The following is a 15,119-nucleotide window of genomic DNA, read 5'->3' on the forward strand; positions in this document are numbered from 1 at the left end:
GATGTTTATGATAGGCATTTTTTTAATACTGGTTTTAATATTAATTGAGATAAAAGATAAATTATGAAAGCAGCAGTTTTAAAAAGAAAGGTGTTGAATTTTTTGTTTTTAAGCACTTTTGTCATTTTTATGGTTGGATTTTTTAAATATGTGGGTGTTGGCCATCCGGTGTTGTATGCACTGCTTGGTATTTCGCTACTTTTTAAGCTAATAAAAATCTTTTTTGAATGGTATCATTTTTCAACCCTCAAAACCAAGGGAAAGCCTGAGAAATATGCTGGTAAAAAGACTTATACTGTTGATATGTTAACAACTGCATGTCCTGGTGAGCCTTTTGAGATGATTGAAGCAACGCTTAAGGGCATGGTGTCGGTAAGGTACCCACATACCAATTACCTTTGTGATGAGGGTAATGACCCTAAGCTTAAGGCACTTTGCAATAAATTGGGCGTAATCCATATTACCAGAGAAACTCATGAAAATGCAAAAGCCGGAAATATTAACAATGCTTTAAAGTCTGCCAAGGGTGAGTTATGTGTAATTCTTGACCCAGACCATGTTCCTTTTCCTGACTTTTTGGATTATGTGGTTGGTGCGTTTGATGATCCTAAGGTGGGCTATGCTCAGGTTGTACAGGCCTATAAAAATCAAGCTGATTCACTGGTCGCTCAAGGAGCTGCAGAGCAAACCTACCTATTCTATGGGCCATATATGGAGGCTATGAGTGAATATGGAACAGCACAGGCTATAGGTGCCAATTGTACCTTCAGAAGAGTGGCTCTGGACTCAATTGGAGGGCATGCGGCAGGATTAACTGAGGATATGCATACTTCAATGCTTTTACATGCCAAAGGTTGGACATCTGTTTATGTGCCTAAGGTTTTGTCTTTGGGTTTAGTTCCGAATAGTCTCGGTGCATTTTATCAGCAACAACTTAAATGGAGTAGAGGCACTTTTGATCTTTTATTTAATGTGGTCCCAGGTTTATTCTCAAAATTTACTTTAAGACAAAAAATTCATTATTCTCTGGTTCCCTTGTATTTTCTTTCGGGCTTGATAGGCCTGGTGGATGTAGGAGTACCTATTTATTCATTGATTTCTGGTGATTACCCATGGGAATTAAATCCGGTTGTGTTTTTTGCTATTTTTACACCTTTTTTAATAGTTGGCCTTTACCAGCGCTATGATGCCCAGAAATGGTTGCATGACGCTGAAGAAAAGGGAATTCATTTGATGGGTGGCTTCCTTCGGCTCGGAACCTGGTGGATTTACCTCACTGGATTTATTTATACCTTAATCAATGTTAAAGTACCTTATATTCCTACCCCAAAAGAACACTCATCAAAGGGAGATTTTGTTTTGGGTTTACCTAATCTGGTTATCGCATTACTTTCCTTTTCTGCCGCATTTTATGGGCTGAATAGGGATTGGCAGCCCTACAGTTTTCTCATGGCTGGATTTGCCCTTGTCAATGGCTTTTCTTTTTCTTTTGCCTTTTTTATGGGGCAATCTGACATAGTGAGAAAATCAAGATACCTTTGGTATGATTTTAAAAATATATTTGTCCTTAGAAAAGCAGAGCTTACTTATGTTAAGCTGAGTACCTTTTCTTTCCCGGTAGCTATAGTTTTGCCTGCCTTTTTTAGCCTTTTTCTGTTGTTAAATGCAGCCAACTTTAAATTGGATCTTTTTGATAAAGTAATTACCTCTGAATTAGACAAAGAAAGAGGAGGGTTTTACCTCGGTATATTTCTCCCTTCATTTGATGATAACTCGGATACAGCACTAATCCATTCAGTTGAACAAAAAACCGGTGCTAAAATGGCCATTGTCTCAACTTACCTATCTTGGTCAGATGAGTCCTTGCCTGTGGATCAATGGGATGCGATAATTCAGGAGGGCCATATTCCCATGATTACTTGGGAACCCTGGACCAATCTATTTGAAAATCAAGAGGAAGTTCCTGAATTAAAAGAAAATAAAAAGGTGTTTAAACACATTACGGAGGGGGAGTTTGATGATTATATCCATTCCATGGCATATGCACTTAAGGCGCTTGATGCTCCGGTTTTTCTTCGGTTTGCCCATGAAATGGATAACCCTATGTACCCCTGGTCAGCAACTGGCGAAAATACCCCGGAAGAATTTAAGGAAGCCTGGGAATATATCCATTATAAATTTGAATCCATTGGTGTTCAGAATGTTACCTGGGTATTTAATCCCTGGTCGCCAGATGCTGTCTCAAGTTATTTTCCTTATGGCAAAGATAGTAGCATTACTGAACTTGTGGATTGGATAGGTTTGACAGCTTTGAATTATGATTCAGCAGCTATCCATCATAAAAGTCTTACTTTTAAAGAGATTTACCTTCCTTTCAGAAAGGAAATAAAGCAACATCAATTGGAACTTCCTGTAATGCTGGCAGAATTTGGCGCCACAAACTATAGTAACAATGCAGCAGGTTGGGTAAATGAATCACTTCCGCAGATTCGGGAAGATTACGCCGAGATTAATGCATTGGTGATGTTTTATAGTGACAGGGACAAGAATTGGATTACTCATTGGAGACCTGATGCAAAAGCTTCAAATATAGACTGGACTTTTGATCTCGAAAGCGTGGCATCCGAACTCCAAAATTTTGATCCTATTGATTTATCTGGTGGATTTTCATCAAAAGTTCAACTTGCTTCTGAGAAAAGAGTAGGGATTGGTAAGGATAAAGGAGGTTTTGTCATGAATATCTCGGGAGAACCTTTTTATATGAAAGGAATTTGTTACAATAACGGTCATGACTGGGAGGAAGGGTTTAAACCTCTTTCAAGAAAACAGGTTCAAGAAGATTTTAACAAAATTAAGGCCTCGGGAGCAAATACCATAAGAAGGTATGAGCCCAGTATTTATGATAGGAATATATTCAAGGAAGCAAATGCCCATGAATTAAAAATTATGTATGGTTTTTGGTTTGATCCAAAAACTGATTATTTCAGTGACCACAGTACTTTAGCGGATTACAAGGAAAAGGTATTAAAAAATGTCAGGAAAAATAAGGGTCAGAAAAATATTATAGCCTGGAATATTGGCAATGAGACATGGGGCCTACTTAAGAAATATTATGGAGAGCCGTATTTGACCATCGTCCGAAGAAAGTATATCTCCTTCTTGGAAAATCTGGCAGTTGAAATTCATGAAATAGATCCAAATCGCCCTGTTTTTTCTTCAGAAGAGCATGATAATGTTAGATTGTTGGCTGCTATTCACGACTTTAAACATTATGCGCCTTCTATAGATGCCATAGGAGTGAACTCTTATTATGAAGACAATATCAGCCAATTGGGTGAAATATTTCAAAAATATTATCCGGAAAGCCCTTATGTAGTGACTGAGTTTGGCCCAAAAGGTTATTGGAATAAAGAATTGGGAGATTTTAGAAACGATACCCTGCTCATAGAACTTTCATCGAAAGTTAAAGGACAATCTTATCAATACCAATGGGAGACCCATATCGAGGGCAATAAAGGTAAAAATCTCGGTGGTTTTGCCTTTAGCTGGCAGGACAGGTTTGAAGGAACAGCAACCTGGTTTGGAATTACAGATTTTAATGGAAACTTAAAGCCTTCCTACCACTTTTTAAGCAGTGCCTGGAAAAAGGAAGGTATTCCTGAAAATGCTTTTCCTGATTTATATATCGTTGGACAATGGCAAAATTTAAAAGCTGGAGAAAAAATATGGTTAAGTGCAGCTACTTTAAATGATTATCCTGGGAAATTGAGGTATGAATGGAAAGTCTATGAAGATGAAACATGGAAAAACTACGATCCTGTGCTCGATGAGAAAGAAGCTTTCCAGTACGTAGAAATTGAAATGCCAAAAAATAAATCCAGAGTTTACCTGTATGCCTATGATGAACATGGAAATGTCATTACCGCTTCAAGACCATTGGTAGCCGTAAATTATTGACTTCGTAAAGGGCATTGGGTAATCCCATTGCCCTTTTTTTCAATAGGCATTCTGTAATTTTTTTAAGTTCTTGCACCTAGGTCAGATGATACAATAGGGGTCGAAATGGATACTTATATGACCAAATACCAGATCGATTGAATCTTTAGTTGTATTAGTTCAAATCTTATTATTTGGTCAGCCTGAAAACAAGAAGAAACTTGAGGGTTTTTACTTGAAATATACGGTTAATTGAAGGTGTATTACTTGTTTTTATTTGAATAAAATAAGGCAAACCCTATCCATAGCCATTCAATTTTACTGACTATCCCGTAAACCTTGCATTAATATAATATTGAAGCCTAAAAAGTAAAAGAATTCACTTTTTTACCTAAATCTGTTTATTTTAGGTAAATAATGCTTTATCCTTTAACATTATAAATCGCACGAAACCGCAAACATCCAAAAACATGATTATAAAGAACCTTGCCGATTGGGATTTGAAGTCAAAGCCTGAAACTTACCTGTACTTACTCCTCACCTTAGTTCTTGTCATTGCAGGGCTAGGGAACCTTACCGCTCAGGACCAAAACTCAGAAAAAATTTTTAAAGCAGGAGCAGCACTAAGTGTAATTACACCTAAAATCGGCACTTCGATTAATGGAAATTTTCAAGAAGGTTTTGCCCAGCATATTCATGACGATACCCATGCCAGGGGGTTGGTTTTGGATGATGGAGAAACGAAAATAGCGATGGTTACCTTGGACCTTTGTATGGTTTATAGAGAAACCGTGGACAATGCCAAAAAAAGAGCCGAACAATACACCGGCATTCCAGTTGAAAACATGATGATTTCGGCCATTCATACCCATTCCGGAGGTACTGCTTGTGCGGTGTTTGGCAGTACACCCGATCCGGACTATTTGGCCTTTTTGGAAGAACGGGCTGCAGATGCTATCATTAGGGCCAATAATAACCTGGAACCGGCCAAAATTGGTTGGGGTGTAGGAAGCGAACCGACTGAGGTGTTTAACCGACGATGGAAATTAAAAGAAGGCAAAACTTTTACCAATCCTTTTGGGGGAAAAGATAAAGTAAGAATGAATCCTGGTTTTGAAAATCCGGATCTTTCAGGGCCTGCAGGTCCAATTGATCCTGAAGTGCCTATTATTGCTGTTCAATCATTAAGTGGTGAGCCCATTGCCCTACTTGCTAACTATTCCTTGCACTATGTTGGTGGCACAAAAAGTGGAGATATTTCTGCTGATTATTTTGGGATGTTTGCCAATCGAATTGGAGAAATGATAGGTGCAGATCGCCAAAACCCTGAATTTGTTGGGATTATGACCAATGGAACCAGTGGAGACATCAATAATATAAACTTTGGGGGCCCAGTACCGAAGCCCATGAAAAAATATGAGAAAATGGCAATCGTTGCAAATAAAGTAGCGGCAGAGGCTTTCAAAGTATACCAAAGCATAACATTTCATGATTGGGTACCATTGGCCAGTGCACAAACAGAGGTCATACTAGGTGTAAGAAAACCGGATGAAGCTGAACTGGAAAGGGCGAAAAAAATCGTAGCTGAAGCAGAAGGCCCCCTTCTTCTTAAAAGAGATGAGCTTTATGCAAGAGAAACTATTTTTCTAAATGACTTTCCGGATCAAAAGCAACTGATTCTTCAAGCACTTCAAATTGGAGATTTGGCGATAACTGCTGTTCCATGCGAGGTTTTTGTGGAAATAGGTTTGGAAATAAAAGCCAAAAGTCCATTTAAACAAACCTTTAGTGTTTCCCTGGCCAATGGATACAATGGTTATTTGCCTACCCCTCAACACCATGAATGGGGAGGATATGAGACCTGGAGGGCCCGGTCCAGTTATTTGGAGGTAAATGCTTCAAATGTAATAACATCGAATTTATTGGGTCTATTAGACAAGTTAAAATCCTCTTCGGTTACTTCCAGGTAACCACCTGAAGTTTTTTATGAAGATTGGTATACAAAATAAACCATCAATTTCTAAAAATGGCGAAGGAAAATAAACTCAGCAGAAGGGAGGCGATAAAATTAAGTGCCGGCAGTGGACTTGCTTTGGCTTTAGGTACAACACCCGCTTTTTCCAAGCCTTCTAATAAAAAGAAAAACCTTATACTGGAAGAAAATAAAAAGGAAGGCACCACTTCCTGGCAGTTGACCAGAGTAAGGCCCGACGAAAAACAATACCGTTCTGCACTTATTGAAGGGTATTGCTCCAGACAAAGTATAATGGCGGGAGAAAGTTTGGACATCATGGTGTCAGTTGATCCGGAAGAGGATTTCCAGATTGACTTTTACCGTACCGGCTATTACAATGGTACCGGAGGCAGATGGGTGAAAAAGACAGGCCCTCTTAAAGGTAAGCGACAGGTTACTCCCGAACCCGGTGAAATGAATATTCATGAATGTAAATGGGAGGTTTCCACTACTTTAACGATTCCAGAGGATTGGCTGAGTGGGGTGTATTTGGGAAAGTTACGCACTTTACCTAAAAGTCCTCGTGAACCTTATTGGGAGAGTTATATTATCTTTATTGTAAAGGATGAGCGAGAGACAGACCTATTGTTTCAATGCTCAGACAATACCTGGCAAGCTTATAACAAATGGCCGAATAATTATTCCATTTATACCCACCCGAAAGGCACACAAGGGCCATGGGCAAAAGTTAGTTTTGACCGACCCTATGCTCGACAAGGGCAATATGAAGCCATAGTAAATGACCCCTTGTCTTTTGGATCCGGAGAATTTATTTCCTTTGAAATGCCATTTTCCTATTTTTTGGAACAGCATGGTTATGATGTGAGTTATTGTTCCAATGTTGATTTATTGACACCTGACAGAGGATTAAAAGCCAAGGCATTTTTAAGCATTGGCCATGATGAATACTGGGACATCCGGCAATTTAGAAGCGTGGAAAAACTTAAAGAACAAGGGGTGAATCTCTTGTTTTTTTCCGGAAACTCGATTTGTTGGGTGACTCCTTACACGGCAAGCGAAGCAGGTCAGCCTAATCGTAGGATATTTAGAGGAGGACCTTATGGTGCCAATAATGATTATGCAGTTTTGAGAGAAAAATTACATGGCCCCTTTCCTGAAAGAGGACCTGATGAAGGAATGTTGATGGGCGTAAGAAATACAGAACCTATCAATGGTGGAGGAGACTGGACTGTAAAAAAGCCGGAACATTGGATCTTCAAAGGTACTGGAATGAAAAAAGGAGACAGCATACCCGGACTTGTTGGTTGGGAGTACCAGGGGGATGCGGCTGATATTGAGGGACTAGAGATAGTTGCTGAAGGAACTGCCTGGCAAGGAGGTGATAACCCTTGTCCATTCCAGTCGGTCATTTATCCGGGGTCAAAAGGTAATTTTATTTTCAGTGCAGCAACCATCTTCTGGGCCATGGGATTGAGTAGCCCTCCCGGACATACCTTGCCCTGGTCTCATTACAGCAGGCCCCACGGACCAGATCCAAGGGTGCAAAAAATCACCCATAATCTCTTAGAAAAAGCCATAATCCCTCAATCATGACAGCAAAGCTGGGCGATAAAAATTATATTCGGATTAATCCTTTGGTAAGGTTTGGCATATTTGCCGGAATAATTCTTTTAGGATTAACACGTGCACCAGAAGTAATTGCCCGCCAATCGGCTTTGAAAGCAGGGATGGTGCAAATTGAAATCACACCAGATGAAGAGGGGTATCCCCATTACCGCGGGCCAAGTACAGGTACTCACGACCCCTTATTTGCGAAAGCAGTCGTTTTTCAGCAAGGCAATGAAAAGGTAGCGCTAGTAGTAGGGGATTTGTTGTGGGTTGAAAGGGACTTATCAGTAAATGCCAGAGTAAGAATAGAAGAACAAACAGGAATACCCTTCCAAAATATCATTATTGCAGGGACGCATTCCCATACCTCTCCGGCATACCATCCCAATATTAGGGAATTAACCGGAACATTGAGGCCGCCATTCGATCAGAAAGAAAACACTGGCGAAGATGACAGTTATCCGCAACAACTTGAAGATGGCATTGCAAAGGCTGTTGTAAAAGCCTTTGAGGAAAAAGAAGAGGTGGTCTTAGAAGTCCTTAGTGAAGAAGTGGATGATTTGGCCTTCAATAGGCGTTTTATCATGAAAGATGGAAAGGTAATTACCAATGCAGGAATAGGTAATCCATTGATTAGGGAAGCAGAAGGTCCTACAGATAAGGAATTGGCGGTGCTGATGCTTAAAAGGAAGAAGAGTAAATACCCCATTGGAAGTGTGTCAAATTTTTCTTTGCATGCCGATACCTTTGGTGGAACCGCATTTAGTGCAGATTACCCGGGCTTTTTAGCCGGTAATTTGCAAGGGCATTTTCACAAAGATTTTGTTTCGCTTTTTGCCGCAGGTGCCTGTGGCAATATCAACCATATAGATGTCACGGGAACTAGAGAAACGATAAAAACCTCCTCAGAAATTGGTGAAATCCTTTCATCAACCATTGTACAAAGTGCGAACAACTTTGAAAAAGTTAATGGAACTGACCTAAAGGCCTTGTCCAGGGTAATTTATGCTCCCATACAAAACTACTCCATGGAGGAACTGGAATGGGCCATTCAAGATACAGGTACCTCGCCTTTGTATGTGGAAAAAGCATTTTTAGAAAGAAGAAGAAAACTAAAAATCAGGTCGCTTGAAAGAATGAGACGAACAGAAGCCGTGTCACCGACAATTGGAGATCAAGGTTGGAAGATTCCATTGGAAATACAGGTTTTTCAAATGAGTAAGGATATTGCTATCGTAGGGCTTCCCGGAGAGGTATTTGTAGATTTAGGCTTGGCAATCAAGGAGAATTCCCCATATAAACACACAATAGTGGTAGAATTGACCCATAGTCATATTGCTTATGTGCCTACAGAGGAGGCATTTTCCCGAGGAGGGTACGAGACCATTAATTCAAGATTGGCTCCGGGGGGAGGAGAGGTGCTGGCAGATACTGCTATTGCATTGCTGCAGGAAATTCACCAGCATCAATAATACTTATCAGGCTAAAAGACCAAATGAAAGGCGTTTTCTATGCAAAATAAAAGCAAATTAATACCCGACAGGCGAAAGTTTATTGGAAGAATAGCGACAGGGACTTTGGGTTTATTGTCATCACCTGTCTTGTCAATGCATAGAGAAGCATTACTTGAACAGGGGGCTGACAATGGCTTGTCTAAAGCTGTTGGATACCAATGGCAAATTGGCATAGCCAAGGCACTGATAACACCTCAAAATGAGGTCTGGCTTGCAGGTTATGGTAGAAAAAGGGTGGCCTACGGAAAAATCCATGATTTATGGGCTAAGGTAATTGCCTTGAAAGATGCTTCCGGCAAAAGAGTGGTGATGGTAACCACTGATCATATGGGCATGTCTAAGACCGTTTATGAACGGATATTTAATAAAACTGCGGAACAATTTCAATTGGAACGCTCTCAATTTATGTTGACCTTTTCACACAATCATTGTGCCCCCTGCTTAGAGGATGATTTAGTGGATTATTACCCAAGTGATGAACAACAGCAGCAAGCGGTAAAAGAATATACTTTAGGGATGGAAGAGGCGCTAATTGCTGCCATTGATGAAGCACTTCATAACTGGCAGGATTGTGAATTATATGCCGGGGGAGGGAATTGCACCTTTGCCGTGAACAGAAGAGACAATAAGGAATCGGAAGTACCTGGCTTATTGGCCAAAGGAATACCTTTAAAAGGAGTGGTGGATCATGAGGTACCTGTTCTGGCTGCCAAAGGTGCCGGAGGTCACTATTTAGCCCTGCTTTTCGGTTATGCCTGTCATCCGACGACACTAGATTTCAACACTTGGTGTGGAGACTACCCCGGCTTTGCACAGATTGACTTGGAAAGTAAATTTCCGGGCACCGCAGCCATGTTTTTCAATGCCTGTGGAGGAGATCAGAATCCTTTGCCAAGAAGAGAGTTGGCACTGTGTGAAAAATATGGGAAGATGCTTTCCACTTCCGTTGAGGAAGCATTGAATAAACCAATGGAAAAAATTTCTTCTAACCTGAAAACATCCTTCAATTATGTGGACCTGGCTTTTGAGGAACTGGTTACCTTAGAAAAATTAGAGCCAATAGCCAATGGAAGGAGCCCACTTCATGCCCGGTGGGCAAAACGAATGATAGCAAAGATTGAGAATGGAGAAATATTCGATACTAGCTACCCTTATCCAACCCAAGCTTGGCAGATGGGTGATGAACTTTTGTTGATTGGTATTGGAGGTGAGGCAGTGGTAGATTATTCTCTCAGGTTTAAAAAGGAATTTCCTCAGAAAACCTGGGTTTGTGGCTATGCCAATTATATGGCAGCGTATATACCTTCCCGACGTGTTTGGGAAGAGGGTGGATATGAAGGAGGTCCACACTTGGATGAGTATGGTCACCCGGCTTGGAGATGGCGAGGAGATGTAGAAGACAAGATTGCTGCAAGTGTGCATAAAGTGGTAAATGATACCAAAAAAGGGCATTCCTGAAGCTTTCGCAAAAAACCAATCTAAATGCAGTTAATTCAGAAGCATCCAACTCCCCCTTTCTATAAAGGGGGCCAGGGGGATTTTATGAGCATATTCAATTGAAGATAAATCGATTTAGGCTGTTATTTCAGTAACTCTTTCCGGTGGTGGAACGAAGTCCAAACTGCCGGCGGCTGAGCGGAGCCGAAGCCATAGGTTAACGTATCCGTCATACCTACTGCTTCTTTCCCCAGGAACCGGTTACTGTGCAGATAAATTGGTAGTTGCAAAAGGATTGTCTAAAATTGTTAAACCCGGATTTTGAAGAAGATTTTATTAGATATGGGATTTTTGAATTTATTAAAGATTGATTTATGAGAATTTTTTTTTATGATAGGTATCACTTCTTCTCCTTTAGCCGAATTAAAAACATTTGTCGGGTGCCATTTTTGTCAATTCCGGGTACTAAAATGGCATCACTGGTTCGATTCCAACGTGGAGCAGGGTCTATACGAATATCACCACTGTAAAGTCCTTTGTCGATTCCTTCACTTCGGGCAAAGGCACCATCGCCTCTGCGGTATACGGCATAGTAGTTTTTATTGTCTTCACTGTAACCATTGACGAATAGATCACCATTTGGTGAAAGGGATATGTCACCCTCCGGTTTGGGAAACATTTCCGGAGTTCCTAAGCTACCTATGATTTCCTTGCTGTCAACATTGTAAAGAATTTGCTCGTCCGGGCCTTTCCCATCATTGTATTTGATGCCTATTAATACATTGCCCAGATCCCATTCCGGATGACCACCTATATGGGTTTCATGGAGTTGAAGCCCTGTACCATCTGCATGAATGGAGGCCGGTACATTGATTCTTTCTTTACCATTGCCACTCCATCCGGCCCTGATAAAAAAGTAAATCCGATTGGCATCTCGATTCCATAGCGTATGGTTAATAAATAAGCCGCTATGGTCAAGTTTAGGATTGGTTTCTTTTATTTTATTCTCCATTTGACGGTAGGAAACCAACAGTTTCTTATTTCCGGTTTTTACATCCACAAGAAATATCCCATCATTCTCCGGGGCCAATTCGTCTTTGGACCAATCCAAAGCTTCGGGATAGCCGGTCACAAGCCTAAGTCTTGCCAAGCGTCCATAATTCAAGCCGAGCCAAGCTGAGCCATCTGCAGCTACCCCGCCATTTCCGATAGGGTTGTCTTCATAACGGTATTCTTTGATCCGTTTCCTTTGATTGATATCATACAGCACTGTAAATACTTTTCCGGTAGTAAGGTCGCGGTCATTAAAGAAAAACTGAGTCTCGGGTGCTAAAGGGTTCCAATAAAACATGGTACCCTGTTGTGGATTCCATGCGTTGGATTTGTCCAGTCGGATGAGTTTGTTACTGTTTTGAGTGTCGATAAGGAATACAGTAGCCGATTCTTCGGGAAGTGGCATCCGGTCTATGGTTTCAATCTCAAGCCCTAAAATATACCTTCCTGACTCATTCCAGGGGATGGTTTGACATTGGCCTATGTACCCAAAAAAATGATGCTTTTTGCCTCTGGTTAGCTGTTCAATGCTCAAATTAAAAGGATCTGATTGAGCCGGGCTAGGTAAATAAGACGCCAGGTAAAAGGCAATAAAAAAAGAATACAAAAGGCCTTTTTCTGAAAAAAAGGATCCTTCTATATTCTTTAGGATATTGATTAAATAACTCATAAAATGAATGGGGAGTTGTTTTGGGGAAACAGTTTATTGTCTCTTAAATATAAACAAAAAATGTTAACCTTCTAACCTACAAACCTTTCAGAGTTTCGTATTATTTATTACTTGGCATTGGCCAGCATGGTATTGAATATTTCAAGTTGTTCTTTCATGGCGGCAACCCTATCGGCAGGGGATGTGCGTGCCTCCAAAAGAATCCATCCTTTGTAATTCATATCTGTAAATAACTTCATCAATTCTTGATAAGGATAATTTCCCTCATTTAGCTCGCGTATATGAACGGTATCACCTAACCATTTTTTAACAGAGTTGAAGTTGGCTTCTAATCCCGGGGCCATTAAATCCTGGTCATTGGAATTCCAGCAAACTTTCACACTTTTTTCAGTTACCTGATCAAATATGGCTTTCATATTGGGCAACTGTTGGGTTAATTTCCCATGAACTTCCACCCGAACCAATTGTCCCAGGTCACTGGCTGTTTTTCCTACTTCGTTAAGGGATTGGGCGATTTGCGCAATAGTTTTCTCTTTGGAAACCTCTGCAGGCAATCCGTTGGGTTTCACCTTGATTCCGCTGGCACCAATGTCTTTACACAGTTGAAGGTATTTCTTAGTGCCTTCTATGTTTTCCCGAACCTTTGCTTGATCGGTATAGTGGTAGGCGTAATTTGATCCATAGCCTAGACATTTTACAGGGCTGTCTTTAAAGCGCTTTTTTACTTCTTTTCTCTCTTGAGCAGAAAGGCTTGTTTCTACACCATGTGCATGTTCAGTACGTAATTCCACACCCAGCAAGCCTGCTTCTTCACAATTGGCCAGTAGGGTAGGGAGGTCCCAGTCTTTCCCCCATTGATAGGTTACCAGACCAAGATTCATTTTGGGTCTTTTGGCGAATACTGCAGCTGGTTCTAAAAAGGAAAGTCCTACACCTGCAGCAAGGCTTTTTTGAATAAAGCTACGCCTTGATTGGTTATTGTCCATTTTGATTATTTTTCGGGTTGAACTCGAATTTTAGCTTAGGGTAAGACACTAACACCAAAGACTAAAATTAAGGTTATTGAAGGTAGGTAAATTTCCTCTCCCCATAAAGATTGTGAAGGGGAGAGGTACCTGTTAGTATTTATTTAGGCAAATTTATTTTTTAGCGTACTCGTCCGCTAAAGCATTGATTTCACTTTCGCTAAGGTGTCCTGAAGTAACTACCAAACGGTATTTGAAAGTGGCTTTTTCTCCTTTTTTCAGAGAGTAGTTCAATTCATCTTTGCCACCTGAAAGGGCTTTTTGACCGAGGGTATTGGCTGAAAACAAACCATAGTCTCTGGCATGCCAGTAAGTAGGATAACCCGGATTTTTAGGATGGTCGATGATGATAAGTGAAACATCTTCGCCTTTAACTTCACTGGATAGTTCCATCCACCTTGCTCGGGTTCCCCAAACGTCTCCTCCGGTAATACCTTCAGCACTTTTATAGTCTCCTTTCACATAGGTATTGTCCATTTTGTCTACCTTGGTGGCAACTCCATGTGAATCCATTAGGGTAGTAGGTTTTTCTGAAGGCAATTCAAGCTCTCTGGCCACTCTAATGGCAAACATACCTTCTTTATTATCCGTGAATTTCACCTCGTCTACCAGTGCTTTTAGCGTGGTGGTGCGGTCAATGATTCGGATATCCTGACCTGCTGTGAAGGTAAAAGTGGTTTTTTCTTCCAGCAAAGAAGTGTTGTCCGGTGCGTTCCATAATGAATTGGTGACAAGAGTTGCTTTTCCATTTCCACCTTTTGCTTTTTTGATGGACTGATGGGCTATAGCACCATAGCCATCTTTTTTCGAAGCAGGAATTGCTTCTGAATTGTTCCAGAAATCAAGTCCGTTTACATCTCCATAATTTAACCAGATACCTACGTGGTGAGGGTGATCGGTTCTGTCCCCTTCTTTATTGATCATCGGGTAACTTCTAGTCAGCATGTTTCCGTCCGGAGAAATTACCGGCCAAAGAACGGGTTTCATCACATTATCAGGGTAGATATATGAGGTGAAAAGCTCCCCGTCCACCATTACATCTACTTTCTTTTCTGATTCATTTACTTCGATTTCAATGGGTTCTTTGTCTTGTTGACCGAAGCTAAGAAAATTGCTGCTCATCGCCATTATTATTACTAATGCTATGTATTTCATTTGAAAACTTTGTTTATATCTGAAATATTATTTTTATTCCCTTTACAAGAAAAACCTGTCAGGATAATTTTTCCTGGCAGGTTTTTCAAAAATTAGGTAATCAATCTATTGATGATTGATTGCTTAACCCGGATTATGTAATAGAAGGTCTATTGCATATTTCGGGTTTAAACCTTATCCGGAACTTCAAAACCTGGCCTGTAATTCCTTCTGAGCATTGCATCTGCTTCCGCATCATTGACAAAAGTCTCAGATTTTGGATTGAATGTTAATACACGGTCCAATTGATAAGCTATATTTCCTAAGTGAGCCAATCCTGAAGACAGGTGGGCTGTTTCTACCGGCCCATTAAGAATGGAAGCATCATGCTTACGAACTGCCTCGATAAAGTTGGCAAAGTGGCCATCTGTTCCTCCGGCACCACGATCCATTCCTGACGCCGCCTGGCCACCATCACTACCTGATTTACCTGGAGTTCTATCTTTTCCAAGGAATGTTTGGTATTTGTCATATCCATCAACGACCAAATATCCTTTATCCCCATAGAAAATATTACCTACAGTCGCCCCATCTTCAGCATTGGTGCACCATGGTCTTACTTCAAACTGAATGATTTTGTTTTCATCAGGGTATTTGTACACAGATGTCAACACCTCAGGTACGGTTTTGGCATCGTCCCATAGAAATTTTCCTCCCATAGAAGTGATTTTAGTAGGTAGCCCTACATCCAGTCCCCACATGCAAAG

8 protein-coding genes and 1 pseudogene are annotated in these 15,119 nt (G+C 40.7%); 5 read left to right on the forward strand and 4 right to left on the reverse strand.

The features are described from left to right. Nucleotides 1-63 precede the first annotated feature (63 nt). The 5 genes from AAC037_RS05820 to AAC037_RS05840 all read left to right on the forward strand — a co-directional run bounded on the left by AAC037_RS05820 (nt 64) and on the right by AAC037_RS05840 (nt 10,491). Nucleotides 64-3,957, forward strand: coding sequence for a glycosyltransferase family 2 protein (locus AAC037_RS05820; RefSeq protein WP_339902100.1), 3,894 nt, complete (start codon nt 64-66; stop codon nt 3,955-3,957). A 449-nt stretch (nt 3,958-4,406) separates the two neighbouring features. Continuing rightward, nucleotides 4,407-5,906: a hypothetical protein gene (locus AAC037_RS05825; RefSeq protein WP_339902101.1), complete on the forward strand. Its 1,500-nt coding sequence runs from the start codon at nt 4,407-4,409 to the stop codon at nt 5,904-5,906. 56 nt (nt 5,907-5,962) lie between these two features. Then, a complete protein-coding gene (locus AAC037_RS05830; RefSeq protein WP_339902102.1) occupies nt 5,963-7,504 on the forward strand; it encodes a N,N-dimethylformamidase beta subunit family domain-containing protein in 1,542 nt (513 codons plus the stop codon). After that, complete coding sequence (locus AAC037_RS05835; RefSeq protein ID WP_339902103.1) at nt 7,501-8,991, forward strand: neutral/alkaline non-lysosomal ceramidase N-terminal domain-containing protein; 1,491 nt, start codon at nt 7,501-7,503, stop codon at nt 8,989-8,991. Before AAC037_RS05830 ends, AAC037_RS05835 begins: the two co-directional genes overlap by 4 nt. Nucleotides 8,992-9,030: 39 nt before the next feature. Continuing rightward, a complete protein-coding gene (locus AAC037_RS05840) occupies nt 9,031-10,491 on the forward strand; it encodes a neutral/alkaline non-lysosomal ceramidase N-terminal domain-containing protein (RefSeq protein ID WP_339902104.1) in 1,461 nt (486 codons plus the stop codon). A 379-nt stretch (nt 10,492-10,870) separates the two neighbouring features. Here AAC037_RS05840 and AAC037_RS05845 read toward each other — a convergent pair whose 3' ends face one another. From AAC037_RS05845 to AAC037_RS05860, 4 genes and pseudogenes are all read right to left on the reverse strand, one after another. Continuing rightward, the gene (locus tag AAC037_RS05845) at nt 10,871-12,193 is read right to left on the reverse strand and encodes a hypothetical protein (protein WP_339902105.1); all 1,323 of its coding nucleotides are present in this window, start codon (nt 12,191-12,193) and stop codon (nt 10,871-10,873) included. A gap of 107 nt (nt 12,194-12,300) precedes the next feature. Further along, nucleotides 12,301-13,179 (reverse strand): sugar phosphate isomerase/epimerase family protein, encoded by an 879-nt coding sequence (locus AAC037_RS05850; protein ID WP_339902106.1) that lies wholly within the window; start codon nt 13,177-13,179, stop codon nt 12,301-12,303. Nucleotides 13,180-13,332: 153 nt separating this feature from the next. Continuing rightward, nucleotides 13,333-14,373 carry a PmoA family protein gene (locus AAC037_RS05855; protein WP_339902107.1) on the reverse strand — a complete coding sequence of 347 codons (1,041 nt, stop codon included), beginning with the start codon at nt 14,371-14,373 and terminating at the stop codon, nt 13,333-13,335. A gap of 167 nt (nt 14,374-14,540) precedes the next feature. Beyond that, nucleotides 14,541-15,119 (reverse strand): annotated as a pseudogene (locus AAC037_RS05860) (gfo/Idh/MocA family oxidoreductase); the annotation flags it as partial.

Source organism: uncultured Cyclobacterium sp. (assembly GCF_963976465.1).
Taxonomy (GTDB): Bacteria; Bacteroidota; Bacteroidia; order Cytophagales; family Cyclobacteriaceae; genus Cyclobacterium.

Bases quoted from the DNA above. Each gene is read 5' to 3' on its own strand.
- AAC037_RS05825 (WP_339902101.1), top strand. From the start codon at position 4,407: ATGATTATAAAGAACCTTGCCGATTGGGATTTGAAGTCAAAGCCTGAA.
- AAC037_RS05835 (WP_339902103.1), top strand. From the start codon at position 7,501: ATGACAGCAAAGCTGGGCGATAAAAATTATATTCGGATTAATCCTTTG.
- AAC037_RS05845 (WP_339902105.1), bottom strand. From the start codon at position 12,193: ATGAGTTATTTAATCAATATCCTAAAGAATATAGAAGGATCCTTTTTT.
- AAC037_RS05850 (WP_339902106.1), bottom strand. From the start codon at position 13,179: ATGGACAATAACCAATCAAGGCGTAGCTTTATTCAAAAAAGCCTTGCT.
- AAC037_RS05840 (WP_339902104.1), top strand. From the start codon at position 9,031: ATGCAAAATAAAAGCAAATTAATACCCGACAGGCGAAAGTTTATTGGA.
- AAC037_RS05855 (WP_339902107.1), bottom strand. From the start codon at position 14,373: ATGAAATACATAGCATTAGTAATAATAATGGCGATGAGCAGCAATTTT.
- AAC037_RS05820 (WP_339902100.1), top strand. From the start codon at position 64: ATGAAAGCAGCAGTTTTAAAAAGAAAGGTGTTGAATTTTTTGTTTTTA.
- AAC037_RS05830 (WP_339902102.1), top strand. From the start codon at position 5,963: ATGGCGAAGGAAAATAAACTCAGCAGAAGGGAGGCGATAAAATTAAGT.